The sequence below is a fragment of the Streptomyces sp. A01 genome, assembly GCF_059026195.1.
The window spans coordinates 79,220-103,711 of sequence record NZ_JBWLKN010000003.1 but is presented as its reverse complement, the minus strand read 5'-3'; the positions used below and the strand labels follow the sequence as shown (position 1 = coordinate 103,711).

The following is a 24,492-nucleotide window of genomic DNA, read 5'->3' as shown; positions in this document are numbered from 1 at the left end:
TCCGCCCCCGGCGGAACAGCCCCTCGCGGGCGCGGGTCGTATCTGAGTTCGACCCGAGAGGTGTATGTGTCCAGGCTTCAGGCTGAGCACTTGTACAAGGTCTTCGGCCGCCGGCCCGATGCGGCGGTCGCGGCCCTCGAAGGCGGCGCCAGCCGCGACGACCTGCGCGCCAAGGGGACCACGGCGGCCGTCGTCGACGCGTCGTTCTCCGTCGAGGCGGGCGAGATATTCGTCGTCATGGGGCTCTCCGGTTCGGGGAAGTCCACGCTGCTGCGCATGCTCAACGGGCTGCTGGAGCCGACCGCGGGCAAGGTGCTCTTCGACGGTCAGGACCTGACCGCCCTGAGCCCCCGCGAGATGCGCCAGGTGCGCTCGCGCAAGATCAGCATGGTCTTCCAGCACTTCGCGCTCTTCCCGCACCGCAGCGTGCTGGAGAACGCCGCCTACGGCCTTGAGGTGCAGGGGCTGCCGCGCGTCGAGCGCGAGGAGCGGGCCACCGAGGCCCTGGAACTCGCCGGGCTCGCGGGCTGGGAGAACTCCTGGCCCGACGAGCTGTCCGGCGGCATGCAGCAGCGCGTGGGCCTGGCCCGCGCGCTCGCCACCGACGCCGACCTGCTGCTGATGGACGAGTCGTTCAGCGCGCTCGACCCGCTGATCCGCCGCGACATGCAGGACCAGCTCCTCGAACTCCAGAAGCGGCTGAAGAAGACCATCGTCTTCATCACCCACGACCTGAACGAGGCCATGCGGCTCGGCGACCAGATCGCCGTCATGCGTGACGGCCGCATCGTCCAGATCGGCAACGCCCAGGACATCCTGGTCACCCCGGCCAACGACTACGTCGCCTCCTTCACCCAGGACGTGGACCGCTCCCGGGTGCTCACGGCCGGAGCCATCATGGCCGACCCCGCGACCGCCCTTGAGGCCCCGGCCGGGGGCAAGCCCCGTACCGCCGAGGACGTGCTCGCCCAGGCGCCCGCCACCGTCACGGCGGACACCCCCATCTTCGAGCTGTTCACGCCCTGCGCGGGCAGCGCGGCCCCGGTCGCCGTCGTCGACGGGGACGGCGCCCTCATCGGCGTCGTGCCCGCCTCGCGGCTGCTGGCGGTGCTCGGCGAACCGACCCGTACGACGGAGGCCCCGGGCGCCTCCGCCACGGCCGACGGCGACGGCATGGAAGCGTCCGCTCCGGCGGACGGCACGGCTCAGGGCAAGGTGACCGCGGGTGCCTAGGATCAACATCGGCCAGTGGATCGACTCGGGCGTCACCTACCTGAGAGAGCACTTCGACTGGCTGTTCGAGTTCATCTCCACCGTCGTGGACGGCATGTACGAGGGCGTGCACGACGTGCTCTCCGCGCCCGACCCGCTGCTGTTCGCGGGCATTCTGGCGGTCATCGCCTGGTGGCTGCGCGGACTCGCGCCCGCCGTGGTGGCGTTCGTCGGCTTCGCGCTCATCGACTCCATCGAGCAATGGGGCGAGGCGATGGAGACGCTGTCCCTGGTGCTCGTCGCGGGCGTCATCATCATCGCGATGGCGGTGCCCCTGGGCATCCTGGCGGCGCGCAACCGCACCGTGAGCGCCCTGCTGCGGCCGGTGCTGGACTTCATGCAGACGATGCCCGCCTTCGTCTACCTGATCCCCGGCATCTTCTTCTTCGGCGTCGGCGTGGTCCCCGGGGCCATCGCCACGATCGTCTTCTCGATGCCGCCGTGCGTGCGCATGACCGAGCTGGGCATCCGGCAGGTCGACGCGGAACTGGTCGAGGCGTCGGAGGCGTTCGGCACCAGTCCGCGCCGCACCCTGACCGGCGTCCAGTTGCCCCTCGCCCTGCCCACCATCATGGCGGGCATCAACCAGGCGATCATGCTGGCGCTGTCGATGGTCGTCATCTCCGGCATGGTCGGCGGCGGCGGTCTGGGCTCCTCCGTCTTCGAGGCGATCAGCTCGGTGGACGTGGCGCTCGGGTTCGAGGGCGGCCTCGCCGTGGTCATCCTGGCCATGTACCTGGACCGCATGACGAGCGCGCTCAACCAGCGCGTCTCTCCGCTCGGCCGCCGCGCGCTCGCCAAGCGCCAGGCCAGTGCCACCAGCGGGCTGAAGGTGCTGGAATGGCGGCCCGCGACCTCGGTCGCGATGGTCGGCGTCGTCGTCCTCGCGCTGGTCGCCGGCGGTCTGAACGTCTTCGGCCCCGACGACGAGCAGCGCGAGGTCACCTACGACGTCGGCCACGGCCGCTCGGTCGACATCGGCTACATCAACTGGGACGAGGGCGTCGCCTCCACCTACCTGTGGAAGGAAGTCCTCGAACAGCGCGGGTTCAAGCCGAAGACCCAGTCGTACGAGGTCGGCGCGCTGTACACCGGCATGGCCGCGGGCGATATCGACGTCCAGACCAACTCCTGGCTGCCCACCACCCACGCCTCGTACTGGAAGCAGTACAACAAGCAGCTGGAAGACCTCGGCTCCTGGTACGACAAGACCTCCCTGGAGATCGCCGTCCCCTCGTACGTCAAGGGCGTGAAGACCCTCGACGACCTCAAGGGCAAGGCGGGCACCTTCAAGGGCAAGATCATCGGCATTGAGCCCGGCGCGGGCGAGATGAGGCTGCTGCGGGACAAGGTGCTGCCCGCGTACGGGCTCGACAAGGACTACAAGCTCGTCCAGGGCTCCACCGCCGGGATGCTCTCCCAGCTGGAGCGCTCGTACGCCAAGAAGGAACCCGTCGCGGTTGTGCTGTGGTCCCCGCACTGGGCGTACAACGAGTACGACCTCACCAAGCTCAAGGACACCAAGGGCGAGTTCGGCTCCGGTGACGGCATCCACACCCTCGCGCGCAAGGGCTTCTCGAAGAAGGAGCCGCAGGTCGCGCAGTGGATGAAGGACTTCAAGCTGGACGAGAAGCAGCTCACCAGCCTGGAGGCGGAGATCCAGCGGGCGGGCAAGGGCCACCAGCAGGAGGGCGTGCGCGCCTGGCTGAAGAAGAACCCCGGCCTCGTGGACAGGATCGCCCCGGTCGCCGGTGCCGAACGCGAGGGCAAGCAGGCGGGCGCGGCGCCCCGCATCGGGTACTTCCCGTGGGACGAGGACATCGCCACCACGTACCTGTGGAAGGCCGTCCTCCAGCGGCGCGGCTACAAGCCGAAGATCAAGCAGTACGACATCGGCTCGATGTTCACCGGCATGGCCGCCGGGCAGATCGACGTCGAGTTCGACGCCTGGCTGCCGGTCGCGCAGAAGCAGTACTGGGACAAGTACAAGAAGGACCTGGTCGACATCGGGGCCTGGTACGACAAGACCTCCCTGGAGATCGCCGTCCCGTCCTACGTGAAGGACGTGAAGTCCCTCGCCGACCTCAAGGGCAAGTCCAGCACGTTCAAGGGCAAGATCATCGGAATCGAGCCGGGCACCGGTGAGATGAAGCTGCTCAAGAGCAAGGTGCTCCCCGCGTACGGGCTCGACAAGGAGTACGAGGTCACCAGCTCCGGGTCCCCCGCGATGCTCGCCGAGCTGGAGCGGGCGTACGCGAAGAAGGAGCCGATCGCCGTCGTGCTCTGGACCCCGCACTGGGCGTACAGCAAGTACGACCTCACCAAGCTCGCCGACCCGCACAAGGCGTTCGGCGACAACAACGAGATCCGCTCGCTCGGCCACAAGTCCTTCCCGAAGAAGTACCCCGAGTTCAACGGGTGGCTGAAGAACTGGCACATGACCGAGAAGGAGCTCGCGAGCCTTGAGGCGTCCATCCAGGACGCGGGCAAGGGCAACGTCGAGGAGGGCGTCGAGAAGTGGATGGACGCCCATCCGGGGATCGTGGACAAGATGGCGCCCGTGGCGCCGTGACCCGTTGGCCCCGCCGGGGCCGTGCGGCCGGCCCGGCGGGATCATGCCGGGAGGGGGAGTCCCTGTCCGTGCGTCGCGGACCGCGGGTGCGTCGTGGCTGGTCGCGCAGTTCCCCGCGCCCCTGAGGGCAAGCCCCTTCGCTGTGCTGTGGCTGCTTCTGCGGGCCTGGCGGCCTGAGGAGGGTCCATGCGCGGCCCGATGCCGGGCACCCGTGAACCGCCGGACACCCGCTGAACGGCCGCCGTGGCCCGGATCTCCCCGATCCGGGCCACGGCGGCCTTCGCGGTTCCGGGCACGCCTACGGTTGAGGGCATGAGTCCCTCAGCCGTACGGCGTGTCGTGTCCCTGGTGCCCTCGCTGACCGAGGCGGTGGCCGAGACCGCCCCCGGGCTGCTCGTCGGTGCCACCGACTGGTGCAGCCACCCGGCGGACCTGGCGGCCGAGCGCATCGGCGGCACCAAGAACCCCGATACCGAGCGGATCATCGCCCTCAAGCCCAGCCTGGTGATCGCCAACGAGGAGGAGAACCGGGAGCCCGACCTGGTGGCGCTGCGGGCCGCCGGGCTTGAGGTGCTGGTCACCGAGGTGCGGAACCTGGAGCAGGCGTTCAGCGAGCTGCGCCGGGCGCTGGTCGACGGCTGCGGCCTCCCCGAGCCGGGCTGGCTGCCGGAGGCCGAGGCGGCCTGGCGGAAGGCGGCGCGCACGCGCGGGGCCAGGGCGCGGCGGGCCGTGGTGCCGGTGTGGCGGCGGCCGTGGATGGTCCTGGGGAGGGCCACCTTCGCGGGAGACCTGCTGGCCAGGCTCGGCGTCAGCCAGGTCTACGCGGACCACGCCGAGCGCTATCCGCGCGTGGACATCGCCGCGCTGAACGCCAGCGGCGCCGATCTGGTGGTGCTGCCCGACGAGCCGTACCGCTTCACCGCCGACGACGGCCCCGAGGCGTTCCCCGGGCTGCCCGCCGCGCTTGTCAGCGGCCGGCACCTCACCTGGTACGGCCCGTCGCTCGCGGAAGCCCCCGCCGTCCTCGGTGAGGCGCTGGCACAGGCGGGCTGACCCGCGCGGGCCGGGCAGCCCGGGCGGCGGGTCCGGCTACGTGGCCGGGTCCGGGTCCGGGTCCGGGGCGACCGCGCGCGGCGGCGTGAGCAGCGTGCCGCGCGTCAGCCCGAGGGCGGTCCGTACCCCCGCCACCGCCCATGCCGCCACCAGCAGCACGTACAGCCCCGCTGCCAGCCAGTGCAGCGCGTCGAGACCGGTGTGCCGGGCCAGCCCCGCGGCGCCCGTGACGCAGGTCCCGACCGGGAAGGTGAACGCCCACCAGGTCAGCGCGAAGGGCATGCCCCGCCGGACGGCGCGCACCACCAGCGCCCCGGCCAGCGCCAGCCACAGCAGCGCGAACCCGAGGACTGGCACGCCGTACAGCACGGCGAACCAGCCGAGCGCGTGCGCGTACGGGGCGGGCACCGCGCCCGGCGCGACGTCGGCCAGCTGCCCCACCGCCGTCGTGGACTGGCCCAGCGGCCCCAGGACGAGGAAGAGCGTGGGCGTCAGGACGAGCGGTGGCGGCCCGTACTGGAGCAGAGCGCCGAAGACGAGGGGCAGCAGCAGCATCGTCGCCAGCAGGCTGAGCCCGAACAGCCCGTAGCAGCTGAGCAGCATCGCCTCCCGCCACTGCCCGGCGGGCAGCCGGGGGATCAGCGGGGGACCGAGCGCGGCGGACACCATGGGAGCGACCACCGGCAGCAGCCAGCCGGGCGTCGCGCCGCCCGGCTCGATCCGGTGCCGGGTGATCATGAGATACGGGATTCCCGCGGCGGCCGCGAGAGCGGCCAGCGTGCCCGTCACCCACAGCGTGGCGTCCACGGCGACGGCGGCCCGTACGCCGATGACGTCGGCGCCCACCGTGAGCGTGCCGCCGCCGACCGCGAGCAGCGCCATCGCCAGGCAGCCGTAGAACGGGGCGACCGCCGGGTCCAGCAGGTGCGCGCGGGCCTGGTCGCCATGGCGGAGCCAGTGCAGGCCGCGCGCGGCGAGCAGCACCCCGAGCAGGACGGCCGACAGCGCCCAGAAGCCCATGAGGACGGCGCGCGCGCCGGGGACGTCCAGCGGCAGTGCGGCTCCGGCGCTCGCCACGATCGCGGTGCCCATCACGGTGGAGTACCAGTTCGGCCCGAGATACCGCACGGACGCGCGGACGCGGCGCTCCGCCGGGGGCTCCGCCTCGGTGGCGTGACGGGGCGCGGCGCGAGCGGGAACGTACGAGGTGAGGACCATGAGCCCACGGTGCGCGGCTTCGGCGGCACGGACCAGGAGTGATGTCCCTATGGGGGCATAAACTCAGCTTATGAGCGGTGAGGTGGATGAGGGACGCGCGGAGGGCAGGGCCACCGGGAGCGGAGCCGCCGGGCACGGCGGGGCGGCGGACGCGGACGGGGCGCGGGGCGGGCGACCGGACCAGGGCGCGCCGATAGCGCACCGGGTGCCCGACCTCGGCGCGCTGGAACTGCTGCTCGCCGTCGCGCGGCTGGGCAGCCTGGGCCGCGCCGCCCGCGAACTCGGCATCAGCCAGCCCGCCGCGAGCAGCCGTGTCCGCTCCATGGAACGGCAGCTGGGTGTCGCCCTGGTGGACCGCTCACCGCGCGGCTCCCGGCTCACCGACGCCGGGACGCTGGTCACGGACTGGGCGCGGCGGATCGTGGAGGCGGCTGAGGCGTTCGACGTGGGAGTCCGCGCCCTGCGCGGCCGCCGTGACTCGCGGCTGCGCGTCGCGGCCAGCATGACCATCGCCGAGTACCTGCTGCCCGGCTGGCTGATCGCGCTGCGCGCGAGCCGCCCGGACACGGCGGTGTCCCTGTTCGCGGGGAACTCGGCCGTGGTCGCCCGGCAGCTCCATGACGGGACGGCGGACCTGGGCTTCGTGGAGGGCACGGACGCGCCACCGGGTCTCGACGGCACGGTCATCGGCCACGACCGGCTCCTCGTCGTGACCGCCCCCGTCCACCCGTGGGCCCGGCGGCGCGGTGCGGTGAGCGCCGGTGAACTCGCCGCCACCCCGCTCATCCTGCGCGAGCGCGGCTCGGGCACCCGTCAGGTCCTTGACGCCGCCCTGCGCGCGCACGGCGGCCTGGCCGAGCCGCTGCTCGAACTCGCCTCGACCACGGCGGTGAAGTCCGCCGCCGTGAGCGGCGCCGGGCCCGCCGTGCTCAGCGAACTCGCCGTCGGCGAGGAGCTGGCGGCACGCCGCCTGGTCGCCGTGCCGGTCGAGGGCGTACGGCTGCGCCGTGACCTGCGCGCGGTCTGGCCGACGGGGCACCGCCCCACGGGCCCGGCGCGCGACCTGCTGGGGCTGACGCGGGGAACGTAGCCGCGGCCCCTCAGCCGGTGGCCGCCGCCACCAGTGCGCGGAGCAGGCGGGGGTCCTCGCCCGCCTCCGGGTGCCACTGGACGGCCAGGGCGAAGGCGCGCGGCCCGGTGAACTCCAGCGCCTCCACCGTGCCGTCGTCCGCGTGGGCGCAGGCCACCAGGCCGTCACCCAGCCGGTCCACCGCCTGGTGGTGGTACGTGGGGACCTCGACCGTCTCCGGCAGCACACTGGCCAGCAGCGAGCCCGCCACCGGCTTCACCGTGTGCTGGGCGAACCGGCCCGGCGGGCCGCTGTGCCCGGTGTGGCCGACCGTCTCCGGGAGGTGCTGGACCAGCGTGCCGCCCTGGACGACGTTGAGCAGTTGCAGGCCGCGGCAGATGGCCAGCAGCGGCAGCCCGCGCCGCACCGCCGCCTCGATCAGGGCCAGTTCCCACGCGTCGCGGGCGCGGGCGGGCGGCCCGGTCCGCGGATGCGGCTCGGCCCCGTACCGTACGGGCTCCACATCGGGCCCGCCCGCGATGACCAGGCCGTCGAGCCGGGCGACGGCCATCTCGGCGGCGCCCGCCGTGTCGTCCGGCGGGAGCAGTGCGGCAAGCCCACCGGCCCGCTGGACCAGCTGGTGGTATCCGGCGGGTAGGACGGCGGCGGGCAGCTGCCACACCCCCCAGCTGACCGACGCCTCCAGATACGTGCTGACGCCGATGAGCGGCTTGGACATGGACTCCTCCGGTCGGAACGGCAGGCCAGTGGGCCGGGCGGGAAGCGGGAGCGGGGTCAGTCGCGGGCGAGCTCGGCCTCGGCGGCGGCCAGTGCGGCGAACTCCTCCTCGGGCGCCGCGGCGACGAGCCGATGGCGGCTGTAGAGGGCGAAGTAGGCCAGGGCCACACCGTAGACGCCGAGGGCGATGAACGCCGCGTCCTTGTCCACCAGGAACGTCGCCACCAGCGCGGAGCACGCCAGCACGAACGCCACCGAGGAGGTGAGGATGCCGCCGGGGGTGCGGTAGGGCCGGTGCAGCCCTGGCTCGCGGCGGCGCAGCACGATGTGGGAGAGCGCCATCAGCGCGTAGGAGATGGTGGCGCCGAAGACCGCGACGTTGAGCATCCGCGCCCCGTCACCGGACGCGGCCGCCAGCGCGAAACCCAGCGCGCCCGGGACGAGCAGCCCCAGGTAGGGGGACTTGCGGCGGTTGGTCAGCGACAGGTAGCGCGGCAGGTAACCGGCCCGGGAGAGCGCGAACAGCTGGCGCGACCCGGCGTAGATCAGGGAGAAGAAGGAGGCGACGAGCCCGGCGAGACCGGCGTAGTTGACGACGCGGCTGACGGTGGTCGGCTCGCCGTCCGGTTGCAGCGCCTGCACCAGCGGGTCGCCGACTCCGGCGATCGCCGCCGAGCCGCGCGCCCCGGTCGCCAGGACGAAGGTGACCAGCGCGAGCAGCAGCAGAATGCCCATCGACCAGGCCATCGCCTTCGGCAGCGTACGGGCCGGGTCGCGGGTCTCCTCGGCGGCGAGCGGCACGCCTTCCACGCCCAGGAAGAACCACATGCCGAACGGGAAGGCCGCCCAGATGCCGAGCAGCCCGAACGGCAGCCAGGAACTGGCTCCGAAGGCGTCCTTGTCGGCGGGTATGTCGTTGAGGGAGCCGGTGCTGAACTCGGTGGCGGCGGCCAGCGCGAAGATGACCAGCGCGGCGACGGCGATGGCGGTCACCACCAGGCTGAAGCGCAGCGCCTCGCCCACCCCCCACAGGTGGATGCCGATGAACAGGACGAAGCAGGCGAGGTAGACCGGCCAGCCCGACTCAAGACCGAACAGGCCGAGGGACTCCACGTACTCGCCGATGAACAGGGAGATCGCGGCGGGCGCCAGGACGTACTCGATGAGGATGGCCGTGCCGGTGAGGAACCCGCCCCAGGTGCCCAGGGCGCGGCGCGCGAAGCCGTAGCCGCCGCCCGCCGTCGGCAGGATCGCGGCGAGCTCGGCCAGCGCGAAGACCAGACAGGTGTACATCAGGCCCATCAGCACGGCGGCGATGGCGAGTCCGCCGAAGCCGCCCTCGGCCAGGCCCGCGTTCCAGCCGGAGAAGTCGCCGGAGACGACGTAGGCGACCCCGAGGCCGGTGAGCAGCAGGGGACCCGCGCTGCCCCGGCGCAGGGTGCGTCGCTCCAGGTAGTCCCCGGTGGTCGGGTCGTGGCCGGGGGTGGGGGCGGGCGCGTCGCCGTGCGGGCGGCCGGGGGCGGGATCGTCGCCGGGTGGGGAGGTGGTCAGCTCAGGTCCGTCGGCCATGGGGGAGCTCCTGCTCGCCGGGGCAATGGTGTGGAGGCATACCTTTGCCCTCCGCTGGGCCCGTACGCAAGACCCTTGCGTAAAAGGCGGGTAACGAACGGGCGGCGGACGCGGCGGCGCGGCGGGCGCGCGGCGATTCCTGCGGTCCACCCTGCCGGCCGTGCCCGGCCACGCCCGCGCCCGCGCGTGCCCCTCAGGCCAGGAACCCGCGCAGCAGCGCCGCCGTGCCCCCGCAGTGTTCGCGCATCACCTCGCGCGCCCCGTCGGCGTCGCCGTCGAGCACCGCCTCCACCAGCGCCGTGTGCTGGTGCTGGGAGTGCTCCAGGTTGCGGACGAGCAGCGGGATGCAGTCCAGCAGGTCGTTCACGCGCGCGCGTACGGCCGCGTACTGGGCGGCGAGCGAGGGGGAGCCGGAGAGCTCGGCGAGGGTGAGGTGGAACATCGTGTCCAGGCGGCGGTAGTCGTCCAGGGCCGCGTCCCGGGTGCCGTCCAGGGCGGCCCGCAGCCGGTCCGCCTGCGCCGCGGTGAGCTTGTGCGCGGCGCACAGGCCCGCCGAGCCCACTTCGAGCACCTCGCGGAAGCGCAGCGTGTCCTCCACGTCCACGCCCGCGACCCGGCGCCGCAGTTCGCCCTGCGCGTCCTCGGCCGGGGCGGTGGCCCTGGCGCGGACGAACGTGCCGCCGTACCGGCCGCGCCTGCTCTCCACCAGGCCCTGGTCCTGGAGGACCTTCAGGACCTCGCGCAGCGTGACCCGGCTGATCCGCAGCCGGTCGGCCAGCTCACGCTCGGCCGGGAGGCGTTCGCCGTCGGGCACCAGGCCCAGCCGCAGCACCTGGAGTATCTGCTCCAGCGCCTCCTCGAAGCCGTTCCCCGCCCGGACCGGGCGCAGCACCGGGGCGAGCCGGTCCACCGGCGTTCCGCTGTCCTCGACGTTCATGAATCCCACTCTCCGGGCTGAACCACTTCCCAATCAATGGTCTGCGTGCCTACCTTATGACCTCCGGCCGCACGACAGGAGGCACGACCGTGGCAGACCGCACGCCCCCGCTCTCGGTTGACGAGCTGAGAAGGCTCGTCGGCGCAGGGGAGATCGACACCGTCGTCCTCGCCTTCACCGATATGCAAGGAAGACTCCAGGGAAAGCGGTTCGCCGCCGGTTTCTTCCTCGACGACGTGCTGGACCACGGCACCGAGGGCTGCAACTACCTGCTCGCCGTGGACGCCGACATGAACACCGTCGACGGCTACGCCATGTCCTCCTGGGACCACGGCTACGGCGACTTCGCCATGCGCGGCGACCCCGGCACCCTGCGCCGCCTCCCGTGGAACCCCGGCACCGCCATGCTCACCGCCGACCTCAGCTGGCACGACGGCAGCCCGGTGGTCGCCTCGCCCCGCCAGGTGCTGCGCCGCCAGCTCGACCGGCTCGCCGAACGCGGCTGGACCGCCTACGCGGGCACCGAGCTGGAGTTCATCGTCTTCAAGGACACCTACGAGCAGGCGTGGGACGCGGGCTACCGCGGGCTGACCCCGGCCAACCAGTACAACACCGACTACTCCGTCCTCGGCACCGGCCGGGTCGAGCCGCTGCTGCGCCGCATCCGCAACGAGATGGGCGCGGCCGGGATGACCGTCGAGTCGGCGAAGGGCGAGTGCAACCTCGGCCAGCACGAGATCGCCTTCCGCTACGACGAGGCCCTGACCACCTGCGACCAGCACTCGGTGTACAAGACCGGAGCCAAGGAGATCGCCGCCCAGGAGGGCATGGCGCTCACCTTCATGGCCAAGTACAACGAGCGCGAAGGCAACTCCTGCCACATCCACCTCTCCCTGCGCGACGAGCAGGGGCGCCCCGTGTTCGCCGATGACGACGGCCCGTACGGCATGTCGCGCACCATGCGGCACTTCCTCGCCGGGCAGCTCGCCGCGCTCCGCGAACTGACCCTGCTGTACGCGCCGAACATCAACTCCTACAAGCGGTTCAGGCCCGGCTCGTTCGCGCCCACCGCCGTCGCCTGGGGCCCCGACAACCGCTCCTGCGCGCTGCGCGTCATCGGCCGCGGCCTCGCCCACCGGATGGAGAACCGCCTCCCCGGCGGAGACGTCAACCCCTACCTCGCGGTCGCCGGAATGATCGCGGCCGGGCTGCACGGCGTCGAGAACGCACTCGAACTCCCCGAAGCGTGTACCGGCAACGCCTACGCCGGCGACGCCGAACACGTGCCCGCCACCCTCCGCGACGCCGCCGACCTGTGGCAGGCCAGCCCCATAGCGCGGGCCGCCTTCGGCGACGAGGTGGTCGAGCACTATCTGCGCATGGCCCGCGTCGAACAAGAGGCGTACGACGCCGCCGTCACGGACTGGGAGCGTTTCCGCTCCTTCGAGCGCATGTGAGGACACACGACATGCACGAGCACCACATTCTCAACCCGGCGACGGAGGAAGTCGTCGCCACCGTCCCCGCCACCACGCGCGAAGCCGCCGACGCCGCCGTCGGGCGGGCCGCCGTCGCCCAGCGGGTCTGGGCGGCGCTGGCACCGGGCGACCGGGCGCGGCTGCTGCGCCGGTTCGCCACCGCCGTCGACGACCATCTCGAAGAGCTCGCCCAGCTGGAGGTCCGCGAGGCGGGGCACCCGGTCGGCAACGCCCGCTGGGAGGCGGGCAACGCGCGCGACCTGCTGGAGTACGCGGCCGGGGGAGTGGAGCGGCTGACTGGCAGCCAGATCCCCGTGTCCGGCGGGCTGAACATCACCTTCGCCGAGCCCCTCGGCGTCGTGGCCGTCATCGCGCCGTGGAACTTCCCGATGCCGATCGCGGCCTGGGGCCTGGCCCCCGCGCTCGCCGCGGGCAACGCCGTCCTCCTCAAGCCGGCCGAGACCACCCCGCTCACCGCCCTGCGGCTCGCGGAACTCGCCCTGGAAGCGGGCCTTCCGGCGGACCTGTTCCAGGTGCTGCCGGGCGCGGGCCCCGTGGTCGGCGACGCGCTGGTCGAGCACCCGGGCGTGGCCAAGGTCGTGTTCACCGGCTCCACCCGGGTCGGCAAGCAGATCATGGCCAAGTGCGCGCCGGGCGTGAAGCGGCTCACCCTCGAACTCGGCGGCAAGAACCCCAACATCGTCTTCGCCGACGCCGACATCGAGCGGGCCGCCGCCGCTGCCCCAGGCTCCTTCCTCGACAACACCGGCCAGGACTGCTGCGCCCGCAGCCGCGTCCTGGTGCAGGCGTCCGTCTACGACCGGTTCCTGGAACTCCTCGAACCCGCCGTCGCCGCCTTCACCGTCGGCGACCCGGCCGACCCGGCCACCCAGATGGGCCCGCTGATCTCCGCGGCCCAGCGCGACCGCGTACGGTCCTACGTCGCCGAGGACGCCCCCGCCGCGATCCGCGGGAAGGCGCCCACGGGGAAGGGCTTCTGGTACCCGGCGACCGTCCTTGAGGCGCGGCCGGACGACCGGACCGCCATGGAGGAGATCTTCGGCCCCGTCGCCGCCGTCATCCCCTTCACCGACGAGGACGAGGCGGTCCGGCTCGCCAACGCCACCGACTACGGCCTGTCGGGCTCCGTGTGGACCCGCGACCTCGGCCGGGCCGTCCGCGTCTCGCGGGGCGTGGCCGCGGGCAACCTGTCCGTCAACTCGCACAGCAGCGTCCGCTACTGGACCCCCTTCGGCGGCTTCAAGCAGTCCGGCCTCGGCCGCGAACTGGGCCCGGACGCGCTCGCCGCCTTCACCGAGACCAAGAACGTCTTCATCAGCACTGAGGAGAACTGACCGTGACCGACACCGAGACCGAGACCCCAGTGTGCCGACGCCTCGTGGGCCGCACCGCTGTGATCACCGGAGCGGGCAGCGGCATCGGCCTGGCCACCGCACGCCGCTTCGCCTCCGAGGGCGCGCGGGTGGTGTGCGCCGACGTGGACGAGCGGGCGGGCAAGGCCGCGGCCGACGAGGTCGGCGGGCTGTTCGTCCAGGTCGACGTCACCGACCCCGAGCAGGTCGAGGCGCTGTTCAAGACCGCGTACGACACGTACGGATCGGTGGACATCGCGTTCAACAACGCGGGCATCTCGCCGCCCGACGACGACTCGATCCTCACCACGGGCCTCGACGCCTGGAAGCGCGTCCAGGAGGTCAACCTCACCTCCGTCTATCTGTGCTGCAAGGCGGCACTGCCCTACATGCGGCGCCAGGGCAGGGGCTCCATCATCAACACGGCGTCCTTCGTGGCCGTCATGGGCGCGGCGACCTCGCAGATCAGCTACACCGCGTCCAAGGGCGGGGTGCTCGCCATGTCACGGGAGCTGGGCGTGCAGTTCGCCCGCGAGGGCATCCGGGTCAACGCCCTGTGCCCGGGGCCGGTCAACACCCCTCTGCTGAAGGAACTGTTCGCCAAGGACCCGGAGCGCGCGGCCCGCCGCCTGGTGCACGTGCCGGTCGGCCGGTTCGCCGAACCGGAGGAGATCGCGGCGGCCGTGGCCTTCCTCGCCAGCGACGACTCCTCGTTCGTCAACGCCGCCGAGTTCCTGGTCGACGGCGGGATCGCGGGCGCGTACGTCACGCCCGTGTGACGGTGCCGGGACGGGCTGTGTACGGGGCGTAGTCCTGCCCATAGGGTGACGGCGTGAGTATGACGACACCAGCCGGCTGGTACCCCGATCCCGACCACGCCGGCCCCGGCGTCGCCCCGGAACGGTGGTGGGACGGGTCCGCCTGGACCGGCCACCGCCGTCCCGCGCCCACGGTGCACGACGCGCAGACGATGCTGGCCGCCCCGGCGGCGTTCAGCCCGCCGCCCGGCCCCGCCGGTCCGTACTACGGCCCGTCCGCCGGTCAGCCCGGCGGACCGCCCGCCGGTGCGCCCTTCGGGCCGCCCCTGCCCGGATACCCCGGGTACCCGGGCGGCCCCGACGCGGGCGGGCCGCGCGGGCGGGGGCAGCGGACCACGTTCATCGCCGTCGTCGCGACCGTGCTCGTCGCCGCCGTCGTCGGTGGTGTCGTGCTGCTCGGGGACGACGGGGGCGACGGTGACGACAGCGGCGATCGCGCGGCCAAGCCGAAGCCGTCGGTCTCGGCGCCGCACTTCGGAGACGAGACCGCGCCCGGTGGCGGCGATCCGGATGACGGCGGGCCCTCGGCGCCCAGCGACGCCGGAGACGTCGCCATCGACTCCGCCAACAGCATCAGCGTGCCGGTCCTCAACGGCTGGGTGGCGGGCCGCCCGGACACGCGGGGCCTGGGCCTCACCGCCTCCCCCTACCCCTGCCCGAACGACCCCGGCACCCGGTGCGTGCGCGGCGGCGTCTTCACCTCCGGAGCCGACGGCGGCGGCTACACGGCCAAGACGGCCGAGGGCATCGCCAAGCAGGACATCAAGCTGAACGCCGAGGAGTCCTACGGCACCGACAAGGACGGCAAGCGGGCGGCGTACGGCGGCATCACCTCGCACAAGGAGCTGAAGTCCGAGCCGGTCACCGTCGCGGGCCAGCCCGGCTATCTCGTCCGCTGGCAGGTGGACACCAAGAAGGGCGACGACGGATACGTCCAGTCCGTCGTGTTCCCCGAGCCCGGACAGCCGTCCGACGCGCCGCAGCCGATGGTCCTCGTACGCTTCGGCTTCGACGTCAGCGACAAGGCGCCCTCGCTCTCCGACCTCGACACCATCGTCAAGGGCATCGAGCCCGCGGGCGACGGCGAGGAGACATAACGGGCGGCCGCGGGGCGGGGACCCGCGCGGCTGGCGGGGCTCACGGGGCGTGCGGGGTTCACGGGTCTCACAGATCCACAGACCTCCGGGAGAAAACCAGCGAGGGACCCGAGGGACCCGAGGGAGCTAGAGGAACGTGTGGCCCTCGCCGCGGTAGGTCGGCACCGTGTCCACCACCCGCTCGCCGTCCACGAGGCACACCGTGTCGAACCGCTCGCACAGCTCGCCCGCCTTGGCGTGCCGGAACCAGACCTTGTCGCCGACGAGCAGATCATCGGCGGGCGGACCGAGCAGCGGAGTCTGCACCTCACCGGCGCCCTCGCGCGGATCGAACCGCAGCCCCCGGGGGAGATACGGCACCGGCAGCCGGTCGGCGCCCGCCGCCCCCGACGCGGGATAGCCCCCGCCGAGCACCGTCACCGTCCCCACCCCCGGCCTGCGCACCACCGGCAGGGCGAACAGCGCCGCGGGGCGGCCGGTGAAGGACGTGTAGTTGTCGAAGAGCCGGGGCGTGTACAGCCCCGAACCCGCGGCGATCTCCGTCACCGCGTCCTCCGCCGCCGTGTGCTGCACGCTGCCCGTGCCGCCCCCGTTGACGAACTCCAGGTCGGCGACCTCCCGCACGGCGCGGACAGCCTCGGCGCGGCGCGCCGCAAGCTCCCGGCGCGCGGCCGCCTGCATCAGCCGGATCGCCCGGGACCGCACCGGCTGCCCCCGCACGGCGTCGCCCACCCCGGCGACGTGGCCCTCGTACGCCATGAGCCCCACAAGCCTGAAGCCGGGGCGGTCCGCCACGGCCCGCGCGAAAGCGGCCAGTTGGACGGGTTCACGCAGCGGGGAGCGCAGCGCCCCTATCCGCACCCGGCCGCCCAGCATCCGCAGTGAGGTGTCCAGCTCCAGGCAGACTCTGACCTCTTCCGTGCCCCCGCGCACCGCGTCGATCAGGTCGAGTTGCACCGGGTCGTCGACCATCACCGTGACGGCGGCGGCCAGCTTGGGATCGCTCGTCAGCGCGGCGAACCCGGCGCGGTCGACGGACGGGTACGCGAGCAGCACATCGTCGAAGCCCGCGCGCGCCAGCCACAGGGACTCGGCGAGCGTGAAGCTCATGACACCGACGAAGCCGTCGTGCCGGAGCGCACGCTCCAGCAGCCTGCGGCAGCGCACCGACTTGCTCGCCACCCGGATCGGCTTGCCCGCCGCGCGGCGCACCAGATCCCGGGCATTGGCGTCGAACGCCTGAAGATCGACAATCGCGACCGGTGCGTCGAGGTGGGCGGTCGCACGGTCGAAACGGGCTCGGTCGGCACTCGGGGAGGGCATGGAGGCAGCTTGCCAGAGGTCGTTACCGCTGGGTAGTAGGACAGCCAGTGCGCAGGGCACCTGGTGCCCCGTAGAGTGTCGCGCACGCTGTGACCGGCAGGTCAGCGGCGTGTTGCCCAGTGATGAACCGGCCTGTCCCGAAAGGCGATCGGACGGCGCGGTCGCGGGCGGTCCATGGTGTCGAAGGGTGCGAGGGGGTGCAGGTGAGCACCGACGCGGAGTACGCACGCGCACCCCGCCCCACGCCGCCACCGCCCGACCACCCCCCGGCCCCTCACCACCGCCCGACACCCAGCGCACCCCCCGTGCCCCACCAGCCACCCCGCCCCACGGCGTCCCCCGAGCCCCGCACCGGCTCCCCGGCCCGCGCTGTCACGCCCGCCCCGGCCGCGACGCCCGCTCCGGCCATGCCCGAGAGCCCCCGGACGCCTCCCGCTCCCGAACCATCGAGTGGGGGCCGGCCGGAGCCCGTACGAACCGAGGCCGCGACACCTGGTCCTGGTCCTGGTCCTGGTCCTGAAACGCCTGGTGCCGGGACGTCCGGCCCTGCCGCGCCTGGCCCGGCGACGTCTGATGCGGTAACGGCTGGAGCCGATGGCGCGACGCCTGGTCCCGCACCGGCTGGGGCCAAGGCGCCTGATCCGGTTCCGGCTGGCGGTGCGGCGCCGACCGTTCCCGCCAGGCCGTCCGGCCCGCCGCCCCCGCCGCCTCCGACAGCCATGCCTCCGGCCGCGCCCGCTGCGGCGTCCGGCCCCGCGACAGCTGGTCCTGTACCGGCTGGTGCCGCGACGCCCGATCCCGTACCGGATCGTGCCGCGACGCCGCCCGTTTCCGGCCCGCCCGGGCCCCCGCCCGCAACGCCCCCGCCCGCGGCGCCTCCGGCCACGGCACCGGCCGCGCCTCCGGCAGGGGCGGTCTTCCCGCCCCGGCCCAGCCAGGCGCCCGGGCCGGACGCGGGAGCGGACCGTGGTCCGGCACCGGACGGGAGCGCTGTCCGTACGTCCGGCGCCGCCCGGGAGGAGAGCGCGCCGGGCGAGCCGACGCGTCCGGACGCCCATGACGGGACGCGGCCCTGGTACCGCGCCGGTCACCCGTCCGGCCCCCCCCAGCCACACCCCGGCGCCCGGCGAGGGGACGACGCGAGCCGCGACAGCAACGGGACCGGCACCGGCACCGGCGACAGTGGCGACGGCGATGGCCCCAGCGCCGCTCACGGCACCCCCCGTTCCCGCGTCCTCCTCCGTACCGTGGGCGCCCTCGTGTGCGGTGTGCTCGGGATCGGCCTGCTGGGAGGAGCCGTCACGGGGAACTGGCTCAGCGACGGGGCGGACGGCCGCGGCTCCGCCGACGCCTTCCAGCGCGCCCGCACCGTGTGGCACAGCGCGCCTGTGGACGACCTGTTCCCGCGTACGCTGCGCGGTCCCGGCGCGGGCCCCGGCGGCGCCGACCGCAGCTGGACGCGGGTCGCCGTGGCCCCGGACAGCCGGTGTGACGGAGCGTTCGATCCGCTGCTGGCCAAGACGCTCTCGCCGGTCGGCTGCCACCGCCTGCTGCGTGCCACGTACACCGACGCCACGAGTACGAGCGTCACGACGGTGGGCCTGGTGGTGACGCGTTCCGATGCCGGGGGGATGCGCGCGCTGCGCGACCGGTTCGCCGACGAGCGGCTGGACGAACGCGGCGACCTGCTGCCGAGGCCCTACGCGGCCGAGGGAACAGCCGCCGAGGACTTCGGCGACGGGCAACGCGCCAGCTGGCGGCTGCGGGTCACCACCGACCTCCCGGTCATCGTCTACGCGGTGACCGGCTTCGCCGACGGCCGGACCGTCGCCGCGCCCGAGCCCGCGGGCCGGGCGACGAAGCGCGACGCGTCCTCCGACCCGGCCAAGGCGGGCCTCGGGCACGACGCGACAGGCATCACGAACGGTGTGGAACGGGCCTTCCGTGAAGCCGTGACATCCGCTACGGAGACGGACTGATGACCCCGCGACCGGCGACACCCGGCCCTCCGGACCCCCAGCCCCGGCACCCCGTGGCCCGCCCAGCGGAGGCAGTCCGCCGCGGCGGCGCCGAGCGGCCGGGGAGGCGCCGGGCGCGTCGGCCCGGAGTGCGGGCGCTCGCCACGGCGCTGGCCACGGCGTCGCTCGCGCTGCTCCCCGTCGCCCCCGCGCGGGCCGACGGTATCCAGTCACGGGAATGGGCCCTGGACGCGCTCCATGTCCGGGACGCCTGGAAGACGACCAAGGGCGAGGGCGTCACGGTGGCGGTCCTGGACACCGGAGTCGACGCCGACCACCCCGACCTCAAGGGGCAGGTCCTGCCGGGCAAGGATCTGATCGGCTTCGGGGCGCGGCGCGGCGACCGCACCTGGGCGCGCCACGGGACGGCGATGGCCGGGATCATCGCGGGCCGGGGCCACGGCCCCTCGCGTGACAACGGTGTGCTCGGTGTGGCGCCGGGGGCGAAGATCCTCCCGGTACGGGTGATCCTCGAAGAGGGTGACCCGGCCAGGAAGAAGGCGCGCAGCGCCCGTGGGGCCGCGCTCGCCGACGGCATCCGCTGGGCGGCCGACCACGGCGCCGACGTGATCAACCTGTCGCTCGGCGACGACAGCGCGTCGGCCCACCCCGAACGCCGTGAGGACGCCGCCGTCCAGTACGCGCTGAGCAAGGGGGCCGTCGTCGTGGCGTCGGCGGGCAACGGCGGCGAGGACGGGGACCGGGTCTCGTATCCGGCCGCGTACCCGGGTGTGATCGCCGCGACCGCCGTCGACCATTACGGCACCCGGGCGCCCTTCTCCACGCGCCGCTGGTACGCGACGGTCTGCGCACCCGGCGTCGACATCATGATGGCCGACCCGAACCGCCGCTACTACGAGGGCTGGGGGACCAGCGCGGCCTCCGCGTTCGTCTCCGGTGCCGCCGCGCTCGTCAGGTCGGCGGCTCCGCGACTCAGCCCCGCGCAGGTCAAGCAGCTGCTCGCGGACACCGCGCAGGACCCGCCCGAGGGTGGCCGCAGCGACGCGCTCGGCGCGGGCATGGTGGACCCGGCCGCCGCCATCAGGGCGGGCGGCAAGCTGGAGCCCAGGGCCCAGGGGCCCGAGCGGCGGGCGTTCTCCGGCCGCTACTTCGGCGCGGGCCCCGGCAGGGCGCGTGCGGAGAGCGATGACGGCGGCCCGAACCGGCTGGCCCTGACAGCCGGATTCGCCGGTACCGTCCTGCTGCTCACGGCGGTCGCCCTCGGGCGCGACGGGTTCGCCCGCCGGGCCCGCCGCCGCGCCACGGGCGGCGTGAGCCCGTAACGGCCCCGCCCCGGCCCCCGGCCGGACGGCGGCCGGGGCCCGGGCACCCGCTCCCGGCGCGCGGTGCCAGGAAGGCCCCCGGATACCCTCGACGCGTGGCTCTCAAGAACATCCCTGACTCCGGATTCTCCAGCGACGACGGCTCCGCCGACCCTCGCCTCGCCGAGGCGCTCGCCGCCTGGGCCGCCGACCCGTCGGCCGAGCCGCGCGTGCTGAGCGCCCTCTCGCGGGCGCGGCTGCTGGTGCCCGTCGTGGCCGTCCTCGACGAGGTCGAGGAGGTGCCGACCGCGGCGGGGAGAGTGCTGCGCCGGGAGAAGTCCAGCGACATGGCGGTGCCCACGCTGGAGGCACCGGGCGGGCGACGGGCGCTGCCCGCCTTCACCTCGACGGAGACGCTGGCCCGCTGGCGGCCGGATGCACGGCCGGTCGCCGTGCCGTTGCACCAGGCGCTGCAGGCAGCCGCCCATGAGAAGGCCGACACCCTCGTCCTGGACCTCGCCGGTCCGGTGACCTATCCGCTGACCGGAGCGGCACTGCTGGCTCTGGCCGAGGGCAGGACAGACGCCGACCCGCTGGGCGATCCGGCCGTGGCGCAGGCGCTGCGTAGCGTGCTCGCCGCCGAGCCGGGCGTCCTGCGCGCCCACCTGGCCCCGTCCGCCGACGCCGACGGCACACTCGCGCTGACCCTCGTGGCCGACGCGCCCGCCCGGGAGGTGGCGCGGCGGGTCGCCGAGGCGCTCGCCGCTGACGAGGTCCTGCGGGCCCGGCTCGTCCGCGGCCTGCAACTGGCCCTGCTGCCGCCGGACGCGAAGGTGCCGGGCGAACCGCTGTACACCGCCTGAGGGCCCGCGCCGGTCCCTCCCCCCAGAAGCCCGAAGCCCGTCGCTCCGCAGAAGCCGCTCAGCGGCCGCCTCGTCCGGATGGCCCGACACGCGGGCCACGCGCGACGCCCCGCCGCGCCCGGCCCGGCACCTCCGCCGGCCCGGCGGGCAGCTCCTGATCTCTCCAGAGGCTCTGCCGTGAACGCCAGGCCCTGAAGCGGGCTGCCCTGGGCGCTCCGCCCCGACGGGCGAAATGTCCTGGTTCATTCCACAATGCAAGGACAGTTCAAGATCCACGCAAGGAGAGCGTCATGGAGACGAGGACTGCTCTGTCGGACCTGGACACGAGAACGGTCGTCGCGGAGTTCGCCGGCACCCTGCTGCTGGTGTTCTTCGCGGTCGGTTCCGCCGTGCTCGCCGCCGAGTACATCGGCACCGTCGGCATCGCCCTGGCCTTCGGCTTCACCCTGCTCGCGCTCGCCTACGCGCTCGGCCCTGTCTCCGGCTGCCACATCAACCCGGCGGTCACCCTGGGGATGCTGCTGGCCCACCGCATCACGGTGCGGACCGCGATCGAATACTGGATCGCCCAGCTGCTCGGCGGTATCGCCGGTGCGGCCGTGCTGTTCCTGCTGGCCAAGCAGGTGCCGGGGCTCAAGACCAGCGGGCAGTTCGGCAGCAACGGCTTCGGCCACCGCTCAGCCGTGAACATCAACACCGGTGGTGCGTTCCTCGCCGAGGTGATGCTGACGTTCCTGCTGGTGTTCATCGTGCTCGCCGTGACCCACAAGGTGGCCATGGTCGGCTTCGACGGGCTGCCGATCGGCCTGTCGCTCGCCGTGGTCCACCTGGTCGGCATCCCGCTCACCGGCACGTCGGTGAACCCGGCGCGCAGCTTCGGTCCTGCCATCTTCGCGGGCACGGACGCGCTGGCGCAGGTGTGGCTGTTCTTCCTCGCGCCCCTGGTGGGCGGCGCGCTCGCCGCCGTCGTCCACCAGTTCACGCACCCGCGCGCGGGTGACCTGCTGGACCGGGAGCGGGCCGCGACCTGATCCCGGCGTCGGCGCCAGGCGCCGACCGGCGCTTCCGGCGGGCGGCGAGGCCGCCCGCCGGAAGCGCTCGGCTGCTGGCGGCCCGCTCACCCGGACCGCCCGGCGCGCGGGGCGGTCAGCCGCCGAAGACCGGTCCTGTGAACTTCTCGCCAGGCCCCTGACCGGGCTCGTCCGGCACCGACGACGCCTCGCGGAAGGCCAGCTGGAGCGACTTCAGGCCGTCGCGCAGCGGACCCGCGTGGTAGGAGCCCACCTCGGTGGCGCTCGCGGTGACCAGCCCTGCGAGCGCGGTGATCAGCTTGCGGGCCTCGTCCAGGTCCTTGTGCTGGGGGCCTTCCTCGGCCAGGCCCAGGTTGACGGCGGCCGCGCTCATCAGGTGCACGGCGACCGTCGTGATCACCTCCACCGCGGGTACGTCCGCGATGTCGCGGGTCATCGCGTCGAAGTCAGGGGTCCCGCCCTCGGTCGGTTCCGGCTGCTGGGCGTCGGCGTCGCTCATGGCTCTCTCGTCTGTCGGTGTCCGTACGAGGACTCGTGTCCGTACGAGGACTCAGGGACTGCCGGTATCCGTCGCCCGCGCGGGCGGGACGTGTCCGTATCCGCGTGAACGTGGCTGTCCGTATCCGTACGGACGGGACTCCGGTGTTCCGTCCGTGCGAGGGTGCCGTCAGCGCCCGCTGGGCGGGACTGCCGGCGCCCGTAGCAGGGGCTGTCCGTGCCCGTACGAGTCGATGGTCCGTACGAATCGTACGAGAGGGGGCCCGGCACCTGGACCGGGCGGCTGCCGGGCGCGGTGCGGCGGCGGCCACGGCCCGCGTGGTGTAGCCTGGTGATTGACCGGCTGGATACTCATGTGCCCAGCCCACAAGTGGAGGCTCCGATCTCCCACCTTGTCGGCCCTTGAGGCTGGCGGGTCCCCGGTCAGGCAGAGCCCGTCGTTCCGTACGGACGACGCGGAACTGCCTAGATGCGCCCCGCGGTGTGACCGCAGCGGTGCTCCCGGAGTGTGAGGAGCCCCCCTGTGTCCCGTCTGGGGCGTTTTGTGCGTCTCGGCACGGTGGTCACACCGAAAACGACGTTACGCGGCTGTCCGCCAGGCGGCCGTGTGGTGCAACTGAGGAGGCCCCATCAGCGCCGAGCCCCGCATCAACGACCGGATTCGCGTCCCCGAGGTGCGACTCGTTGGTCCCAGCGGCGAGCAGGTAGGCATCGTCCCGCTTGCTAAAGCCCTGGAGCTTGCGCAGGAGTACGACCTCGACCTGGTCGAGGTGGCGGCAACCGCCCGCCCGCCGGTCTGCAAGCTCATGGACTACGGAAAGTTCAAGTACGAGTCGGCCATGAAGGCCCGTGAGGCGCGCAAGAACCAGGCGCACACGGTCATCAAGGAGATGAAGCTCCGGCCGAAGATCGACCCGCACGACTATGACACCAAGAAGGGTCACGTCGTCCGGTTCCTCAAGCAGGGCGACAAGGTCAAGATCACGATCATGTTCCGTGGTCGTGAGCAGTCCAGGCCGGAGCTCGGCTACCGACTGCTCCAGCGGCTCGCGGACGACGTCCAGGACCTCGGCTTCATCGAGTCGAATCCGAAGCAGGACGGCCGAAACATGATCATGGTTCTCGGCCCGCACAAGAAGAAGACCGAGGCGATGGCCGAGGCCCGTGAGGCGCAGGCCGCCCGCAAGGCCGAGCGTCAAGGGGTCGCCCCCGAGCAGGAGTCCGCCGAGCAGGAGTCTGCCGGGCAGTCCTCCGCCGAGGAGCCCGCCGAGGCGTGACCGTGGCGGCCTGTGCCCGAGGCCGCCGCACACCCGGGGTTCCGCCCCGGACCACAACCTGAACCAGCTGACGCTTCCGCATGCCGGCAAGACCGGCGGAAGCGCCACCGACGAGGAGAGAACGGCGACATGCCGAAGAACAAGACGCACAGTGGTGCCAGCAAGCGCTTCAAGCTCACCGGCTCCGGCAAGGTGATGCGCCAGCGCGCCGGTCGCCGCCACCTTCTCGAGCACAAGTCGTCCACGCTGACGCGCCGCCTGGCCGGCCAGACCGAGGTGGCCCCGGCCGACGCCAAGAAGATCAAGAAGCTTCTCGGCAAGTGACGCCCCCACCCCGCTTCGGCGGGGTGTGCGGCACCACCCGTAACCGGGACCCATTCGATCCCGGGCTGAGTGAGTCGTCCCGTCGACCCCAGCCCCGTACAAGGAGTTAACAAGTGGCACGCGTCAAGCGGGCAGTCAACGCCCACAAGAAGCGCCGGGCGATCCTCGAACAGGCCAAGGGCTACCGCGGCCAGCGCTCCCGCCTGTACCGCAAGGCGAAGGAGCAGGTCACCCACTCCCTCGTTTACAACTACAACGACCGCAAGAAGCGCAAGGGCGACTTCCGGCAGCTGTGGATTCAGCGCATCAACGCCGCTGCCCGCGCCAACGGGATGACGTACAACCGCTTCATCCAGGGTCTGAAGGCCGCCAACGTCGAGGTGGACCGCAAGATCCTGGCGGAGCTCGCGGTCAACGACGCGAACGCGTTCGCGACGCTCGTCGAGGTGGCCCAGAAGGCGCTGCCGAGCGACGTCAACGCCCCGAAGGCCGCCTGAACCAGGCCCCCAGAGCGTTGAGCGGACCCGCAGGCCCAGCCTGCGGGTCCGCTGCTGTCCTACGGCCGAGACCGCGCCACCGGCCAGTCGGTAGCCGGCAGGCGGTTACGGGCCGTCCGGCCGTTCCGGCCACCGGGTCGCCCAGGCGCCCGCCACCCGTCGCGTGCCGCCTCCGCCGCCAACCGTCGTGAGGGCCGCCGCCGCG

General features: G+C 73.1%; 21 protein-coding genes. 15 read left to right on the top strand and 6 right to left on the bottom strand.

From position 1 onward, the window contains the following. The first annotated feature begins 60 nt into the window (after positions 1–60). The 3 genes from AC5P1B_RS04885 (at position 61) to AC5P1B_RS04875 (ending at position 4,897) form a co-directional block, all read left to right on the top strand. Positions 61–1,233: a quaternary amine ABC transporter ATP-binding protein gene (locus AC5P1B_RS04885; protein WP_493884970.1), complete on the top strand. Its 1,173-nt coding sequence runs from the start codon at positions 61–63 to the stop codon at positions 1,231–1,233. Next, positions 1,226–3,844, top strand: a complete 2,619-nt coding sequence (locus AC5P1B_RS04880; RefSeq protein WP_493884968.1) for an ABC transporter permease/substrate binding protein — start codon at positions 1,226–1,228, stop codon at positions 3,842–3,844. The genes AC5P1B_RS04885 and AC5P1B_RS04880 overlap by 8 nt, the downstream gene beginning before the upstream one ends. A gap of 312 nt (positions 3,845–4,156) precedes the next feature. Next, positions 4,157–4,897: a helical backbone metal receptor gene (locus AC5P1B_RS04875; RefSeq protein WP_493884966.1), complete on the top strand. Its 741-nt coding sequence runs from the start codon at positions 4,157–4,159 to the stop codon at positions 4,895–4,897. 36 nt (positions 4,898–4,933) lie between these two features. Here the strand turns inward: AC5P1B_RS04875 and AC5P1B_RS04870 are convergent, their stop codons facing one another. After that, positions 4,934–6,115, bottom strand: coding sequence for a TDT family transporter (locus AC5P1B_RS04870; RefSeq protein WP_493884964.1), 1,182 nt, complete (start codon positions 6,113–6,115; stop codon positions 4,934–4,936). 70 nt (positions 6,116–6,185) lie between these two features. Here AC5P1B_RS04870 and AC5P1B_RS04865 point away from each other — a divergent pair, with 70 nt between their 5' ends. Further along, entirely contained in the window at positions 6,186–7,205 is a 1,020-nt protein-coding gene (locus AC5P1B_RS04865; protein ID WP_493884963.1) for a LysR family transcriptional regulator, read from the top strand. 10 nt (positions 7,206–7,215) lie between these two features. On the opposite strand, the gene AC5P1B_RS04860 is transcribed toward AC5P1B_RS04865, so the two are convergent. The 3 genes from AC5P1B_RS04860 to AC5P1B_RS04850 all read right to left on the bottom strand — a co-directional run bounded on the left by AC5P1B_RS04860 (position 7,216) and on the right by AC5P1B_RS04850 (position 10,428). Next, complete coding sequence (locus AC5P1B_RS04860) at positions 7,216–7,923, bottom strand: gamma-glutamyl-gamma-aminobutyrate hydrolase family protein (RefSeq protein ID WP_493884962.1); 708 nt, start codon at positions 7,921–7,923, stop codon at positions 7,216–7,218. Positions 7,924–7,979: 56 nt separating this feature from the next. Further along, a complete protein-coding gene (eat, locus tag AC5P1B_RS04855; protein ID WP_493884961.1) occupies positions 7,980–9,491 on the bottom strand; it encodes an ethanolamine permease in 1,512 nt (503 codons plus the stop codon). Positions 9,492–9,684: 193 nt separating this feature from the next. Next, the gene (locus AC5P1B_RS04850; RefSeq protein WP_493884960.1) at positions 9,685–10,428 is read right to left on the bottom strand and encodes a FadR/GntR family transcriptional regulator; all 744 of its coding nucleotides are present in this window, start codon (positions 10,426–10,428) and stop codon (positions 9,685–9,687) included. Between the two features lie 89 nt (positions 10,429–10,517). On the opposite strand from AC5P1B_RS04850, the gene AC5P1B_RS04845 reads away from it, so the two are divergent. The 4 genes from AC5P1B_RS04845 to AC5P1B_RS04830 are packed head-to-tail and all read left to right on the top strand — an operon-like array spanning position 10,518 to position 15,194. After that, the gene (locus AC5P1B_RS04845) at positions 10,518–11,885 is read left to right on the top strand and encodes a glutamine synthetase family protein (RefSeq protein ID WP_493884959.1); all 1,368 of its coding nucleotides are present in this window, start codon (positions 10,518–10,520) and stop codon (positions 11,883–11,885) included. An 11-nt stretch (positions 11,886–11,896) separates the two neighbouring features. Beyond that, positions 11,897–13,261 carry an aldehyde dehydrogenase family protein gene (locus AC5P1B_RS04840; RefSeq protein WP_493884958.1) on the top strand — a complete coding sequence of 455 codons (1,365 nt, stop codon included), beginning with the start codon at positions 11,897–11,899 and terminating at the stop codon, positions 13,259–13,261. Positions 13,262–13,263: 2 nt separating this feature from the next. Beyond that, positions 13,264–14,058 (top strand): 3-oxoacyl-ACP reductase, encoded by a 795-nt coding sequence (locus tag AC5P1B_RS04835; protein ID WP_493884957.1) that lies wholly within the window; start codon positions 13,264–13,266, stop codon positions 14,056–14,058. Positions 14,059–14,117: 59 nt separating this feature from the next. Beyond that, positions 14,118–15,194, top strand: a complete 1,077-nt coding sequence (locus AC5P1B_RS04830; protein ID WP_493884956.1) for a DUF2510 domain-containing protein — start codon at positions 14,118–14,120, stop codon at positions 15,192–15,194. Positions 15,195–15,320: 126 nt separating this feature from the next. On the opposite strand, the gene AC5P1B_RS04825 is transcribed toward AC5P1B_RS04830, so the two are convergent. Next, a complete protein-coding gene (locus AC5P1B_RS04825; protein WP_493884955.1) occupies positions 15,321–16,517 on the bottom strand; it encodes an amino acid deaminase/aldolase in 1,197 nt (398 codons plus the stop codon). Between the two features lie 1,247 nt (positions 16,518–17,764). Between AC5P1B_RS04825 and AC5P1B_RS04820 the strand changes: the two genes are divergently transcribed. The 4 genes from AC5P1B_RS04820 (at position 17,765) to AC5P1B_RS04805 (ending at position 21,691) form a co-directional block, all read left to right on the top strand. After that, positions 17,765–18,496 carry a hypothetical protein gene (locus AC5P1B_RS04820; protein ID WP_493884954.1) on the top strand — a complete coding sequence of 244 codons (732 nt, stop codon included), beginning with the start codon at positions 17,765–17,767 and terminating at the stop codon, positions 18,494–18,496. Then, the gene (gene mycP, locus AC5P1B_RS04815) at positions 18,496–19,818 is read left to right on the top strand and encodes a type VII secretion-associated serine protease mycosin (protein WP_493884953.1); all 1,323 of its coding nucleotides are present in this window, start codon (positions 18,496–18,498) and stop codon (positions 19,816–19,818) included. The genes AC5P1B_RS04820 and mycP overlap by 1 nt, the downstream gene beginning before the upstream one ends. Before the next feature lie 95 nt (positions 19,819–19,913). Next, on the top strand, positions 19,914–20,660 hold the full coding sequence (locus AC5P1B_RS04810) for an SseB family protein (protein WP_493884952.1): 747 nt from the start codon (positions 19,914–19,916) through the stop codon (positions 20,658–20,660). 290 nt (positions 20,661–20,950) lie between these two features. Beyond that, entirely contained in the window at positions 20,951–21,691 is a 741-nt protein-coding gene (locus AC5P1B_RS04805; RefSeq protein ID WP_493884950.1) for an MIP family channel protein, read from the top strand. Between the two features lie 115 nt (positions 21,692–21,806). Here the strand turns inward: AC5P1B_RS04805 and AC5P1B_RS04800 are convergent, their stop codons facing one another. Beyond that, positions 21,807–22,190, bottom strand: coding sequence for a DUF1844 domain-containing protein (locus AC5P1B_RS04800; RefSeq protein ID WP_493884948.1), 384 nt, complete (start codon positions 22,188–22,190; stop codon positions 21,807–21,809). A gap of 628 nt (positions 22,191–22,818) precedes the next feature. Here AC5P1B_RS04800 and infC point away from each other — a divergent pair. The 3 genes from infC (at position 22,819) to rplT (ending at position 24,287) form a co-directional block, all read left to right on the top strand. Continuing rightward, a complete protein-coding gene (gene infC, locus AC5P1B_RS04795) occupies positions 22,819–23,466 on the top strand; it encodes a translation initiation factor IF-3 (protein ID WP_493885412.1) in 648 nt (215 codons plus the stop codon). 129 nt (positions 23,467–23,595) lie between these two features. After that, positions 23,596–23,790: a 50S ribosomal protein L35 gene (gene rpmI, locus AC5P1B_RS04790; RefSeq protein WP_493884946.1), complete on the top strand. Its 195-nt coding sequence runs from the start codon at positions 23,596–23,598 to the stop codon at positions 23,788–23,790. Positions 23,791–23,903: 113 nt separating this feature from the next. After that, a complete protein-coding gene (gene rplT / locus AC5P1B_RS04785; protein ID WP_493884944.1) occupies positions 23,904–24,287 on the top strand; it encodes a 50S ribosomal protein L20 in 384 nt (127 codons plus the stop codon). Positions 24,288–24,492: the final 205 nt, after the last annotated feature.